This window comes from Bradyrhizobium sp. (assembly GCF_049581145.1).
In the GTDB taxonomy this organism is placed as follows: domain Bacteria; phylum Pseudomonadota; class Alphaproteobacteria; order Rhizobiales; family Xanthobacteraceae; genus Bradyrhizobium.
The window spans coordinates 1-3,879 of record NZ_JBAURI010000233.1; the positions used below are offsets into that span (position 1 = coordinate 1).

4 protein-coding genes are annotated in these 3,879 nt (G+C 64.5%); 3 read left to right on the forward strand and 1 reads right to left on the reverse strand.

Translation table 11 applies throughout. The features are described 5' to 3' along the window. A partial coding sequence (locus WCB02_RS07730) for a tetratricopeptide repeat protein (protein WP_423957270.1) occupies positions 1-1,056 on the reverse strand: 1,056 nt, incomplete at its 3' end. 115 nt (positions 1,057-1,171) lie between these two features. On the opposite strand from WCB02_RS07730, the gene WCB02_RS07735 reads away from it, so the two are divergent. The 3 genes from WCB02_RS07735 to WCB02_RS07745 all read left to right on the forward strand — a co-directional run bounded on the left by WCB02_RS07735 (position 1,172) and on the right by WCB02_RS07745 (position 3,719). Continuing rightward, the gene (locus WCB02_RS07735) at positions 1,172-2,644 is read left to right on the forward strand and encodes a tetratricopeptide repeat protein (RefSeq protein WP_423957271.1); all 1,473 of its coding nucleotides are present in this window, start codon (positions 1,172-1,174) and stop codon (positions 2,642-2,644) included. Then, positions 2,644-2,904: a hypothetical protein gene (locus tag WCB02_RS07740; protein ID WP_423957272.1), complete on the forward strand. Its 261-nt coding sequence runs from the start codon at positions 2,644-2,646 to the stop codon at positions 2,902-2,904. Before WCB02_RS07735 ends, WCB02_RS07740 begins: the two co-directional genes overlap by 1 nt. Before the next feature lie 257 nt (positions 2,905-3,161). Next, positions 3,162-3,719: a hypothetical protein gene (locus tag WCB02_RS07745; protein WP_423957273.1), complete on the forward strand. Its 558-nt coding sequence runs from the start codon at positions 3,162-3,164 to the stop codon at positions 3,717-3,719. The last annotated feature ends 160 nt before the right edge of the window (positions 3,720-3,879 follow it).

Consider the following 3,879-nt stretch of genomic DNA (forward strand, 5'->3'; position numbering starts at 1 on the left):
AACCAGCCGCGCGGCCGAAGGCAGCAACGTTGCGGCCTGATCGGCATCGGAAATCAGGTTGACGATGACATGAACATCGACTTGCTCATTGCCGAGCGCCACGACATCCGGCTCGTCGGCGCCGAGCAGCGAAAGCGTGTCGGTGTCGTAGACCGCATCCCTGAAGAGATATTCGGCCGGCGTGTTGCCGGCAAACGGCGCGTAAAGCGCCAGCACGCGAAAATCCGGCGGCGATTTGACGGCCCGGCGGCGGATCAGCGGCTGGATTTGCGCGGCCCGGGCATACGCCGCTTTGGCGGCATCGAGATCGCCCGCCTTCTGCCGGATGCCGCCGATCCAGTACAGGCTCTCGGCGTCGTCCGGATTGACGGCGATCGCCTGCTCGAAATGGCGGGTCGCGGCGTCGGTATCGTTCAGTTCGAAGCAGGCCTTGCCGAGCTGATGCTGCACCGGGCCGTCCTGCGGGCGTTCTTCGGCCAATTCCGACAGCAGCGCCTTGGCGATGATGTATTGCCGGGTCGCCAGCAGCGCCTGCGCCAGATTGGTGCGCGACGGCCAGTGCGCCGGATTGACCCGCAGCGCCTGCAGATAGAACGCGATCGCGTCCTGCGGCTTGCCCGTCTGCAACTGGATATTGCCGAGATTGCACCAGCACACGGCCAGTTGCGGCGCCAAGCGCAGCGCAGCCTTGTAACTTGCGCCGGCGGCATCGAGCCGCCCGCAAAGCATGTAGGCGTTGCCCAGCTTGGCATGCAGTTCGGCAATCAATTCGGGGGCGCAACCGGATGGGTTCTCGCTGGCGGCATCCAGCCCGCGCTGATAGGCGGCGATGGCGTCGTCGATCCGGCCGGCGGCCTGATGCTCCACGCCGCAAGCGAGGTGCTGCACGGCCAGCGAACGGGCGATTTCGGCGGTGGAGACGGCGGTAAACGCGCTCGTGGTCACGGATGATACTCTCGGGATGAAGCCCGGCTGACCATGGCGCGTGACGGTAAAGAATCCCTTCCAGCTTGCGCGGTCGCGCCGGCCGTCGGACTTAATATTCCGCAATCTCATGGGCCTGTCTCCGGGGAGATGCGCGAATCAGCCGGTGATGATGTAATCGCAACCCAACCGATGACGGGCAGGCTGCATGAAAGCAAAGCCGAGGACGGCCGTTCCGCGAGACACCGTGAGAGCCGATTGGACGCCGCGGCGGGCGCAGGAAGCAAGGCTGCGCAGGCTCGAGGACGAGATCGCGCGCGCCGTCCCGGATCGCGACACCATCGCGCTCGAGGTCGAGCGGGCCGCCCTGCTCGGCGCGCTCGATCGGCGCCAGGATGCGCAAACGGCCTTCATCGCCATTCTGCGCAAAGCGCCGAGCCATTTCAGCGCGCTCAATGAATTCGGCGCGCTGTTGACCGACATGGGCGCGATTGATGCCGCCTGCCGGGTCTACGCGGAAGCGATCCTGCATCATCCCGACAATCCGATGCCGCATGTCAATCTCGCCAACCTCTTGCTGCGCGCAACGAGATACGGCGAGGCGCGCGACCATTACGAGACGGCGTTGCGCATCGATCCGGATCACGCCCCCGCGCATCAGGGGCTGGGCGCGGTGCTCGCCGATCTCGGCGACCGCGACGGCGCGCGTGAGCATTTTCGGATCGGATTTCGCGGCCATGCCGTATCGACCCTGCCCTATCGCGGCGACAAGCAGCCGATCTCGCTGCTGCAGCTGGTGTCCTCCGGCGGCGGCAACATCCCGAGTGCCCTGTTCCTCGACGATACCCGTTTCCTGACGACGGTCGTCGTCACCGACCATCTCGAACCCCAGGCCGCGCTGCCGCCGCATCGCCTGATCTTCAACGCGATCGGCGATGCCGACCTCTGCGAGCCGGCGCTCGAGGCCGCCTGCCGCCTGACCGCGCAAGCCACGGTGCCTGTCATCAATGACCCGCGCGCGGTGATGAAAACGGGTCGAATCGGCAATGCCGAGCGGCTTCGTGCCGTACCCGGCGTCGTCGCCCCGCGAACGATCGCGGTCGCGCGCGATCTGCTCGCCGGCTCCGGTGGCGTCAATTGGATCGCGGAGCGGGGATTCGAGTTTCCGCTGCTGCTGCGTTCCCCCGGCTACCACACCGGGCGCAATTTCGTGCGCGTTGCAACGGCGGAGGATTTGCCCGCGGCGGCCGCCGGTCTTCCCGGTGACCAGGTCCTGCTGATCCAGTATCTCGACGCCCGCGGGCTGGATGGCAACGCACGTAAATACCGCGTGATGATGATCGACGGGCGGCTCTACCCCCTGCATCTGGCGATCTCGGAGCAGTGGAAAGTGCATTATTTCAGCTCCGACATGGCCGATCAGCCCGAGCACCGGCTGGAGGAGGCGAAATTCCTGGAAAACATGCCGGGCGTGCTCGGCGACAAGGCGATGCGCGCACTGCAGGGGATCAGGGACGCGCTGGGTCTCGACTATGCCGGCATCGACTTCGGGGTCGGCAGGTCCGGCGAACTCATGCTGTTCGAGGCCAACGCGACGATGGTGATCGCCAAGCCCAACGATGATCCACGCTGGAGCTATCGCCGGGGCGCCATCGACAGCGTGCTCAACGCTGTGATCGTCATGATCGAACGCAAGGCCGCGCGCGGCGGTCGACGCTGATGATTGCGAATGAGATAAAACACAACCAAGCGCTCGCCGCATCGACGGCAAACGGCTGCGGCGTTGCGGCATTGGCCGGACAGGCCGCGCGCGAATACTCCGAGATTCAGGTCATCTCGCGCCCAGGTAGCCGTACCCTGACGCTATCTTTCACCGTAAAGATACCGTCGAGCGGGTCACGACACCGCGCCGATCTAGATCTTGACAATGTCAAAATGAAGCGACGAATCAGCGAGACAGACTCCGTCCTGCTGGAATAGAGTGCGTTTCGTGTGATGCAGGGTGATGTCAGCAAGCGATGTGGTTGGTCTCGAAAATACCGCGTGACAACCATCTGTCACGGCGCGCAAATAGCATCACTCCCTGGAGCACTCACGTACCGCTCCCGGTCGGGCACGCCGCCGCAAAATGGCAACAATTCGTGGCAATCGTCGGGCCAGCTTGCTGGGGAAATGAGTCTGTGATCGCATTGCGTACCGCTGCGCTAATCGTCGCTGGGATCGGCTGCTTGGCCGTGATGCAACCATTGCGTGTCTCCGCGGAATGGTGGTCGCACGCGCCTGCCGATTTCGAGGATTGCGCAGATGCCGCCGAAAAGCTGGTGAACAAGGAAGACAAGACGGCCGCGCTCGCCGAGTGCAACGCCAAGTTTGCCGGCCGGCGCAAACCCGGGGGCGGCTACAGCTATTACGATTTCATGCAGGACCGCACCTTCGATATCGCTGGTCCCAATCCGACACCGGACGAGCAGAAGTACATCGACCAGCAATATAACGTCTACCTGGAGAACCAGCGGCGCAACAAGCTCGCCGCCGAGCTCGCGGAGAAGCAGCAGCGCGACTTGCAAGAGGCGTCCCTGAAGAGCGAGCCCGACAGATTGACGATCCCGGTGCCGATGCCGATGGAGCGCCCCGTCAAACAGGCCGCCCTGGCCGCGGGCGATGCGCGATCCCACGGCAAGCCGAACTGCGCCCAGCCGACATTTTCGTGCCAATGGCCGAAGCTATCGGAGAGCCTCAACGAGCTGAAGAAGCTGTTCAGCGGCCCGGCGCCAAGCAAGCCCAAGCGCAGCTAGCCCCGCCTCATCGCCGACAGGACCAGGACCGCGCCAGGCCGCGCGGCGGGACTTCCGCGCCGCGGGCTTTCAGTTGGTGATATGAGCCGTGACCAGTGCCTGGTTGAACATCGCGTTCAGCGCGCTCGTAATGTCTGCGGGCGTGTGCGCGGTGTAGAAA

Coding starts and splice junctions, on each gene's coding strand:
- WCB02_RS07740 (WP_423957272.1), top strand. CDS start 2,644: ATGATTGCGAATGAGATAAAACACAACCAAGCGCTCGCCGCATCGACG.
- WCB02_RS07745 (WP_423957273.1), top strand. CDS start 3,162: ATGCAACCATTGCGTGTCTCCGCGGAATGGTGGTCGCACGCGCCTGCC.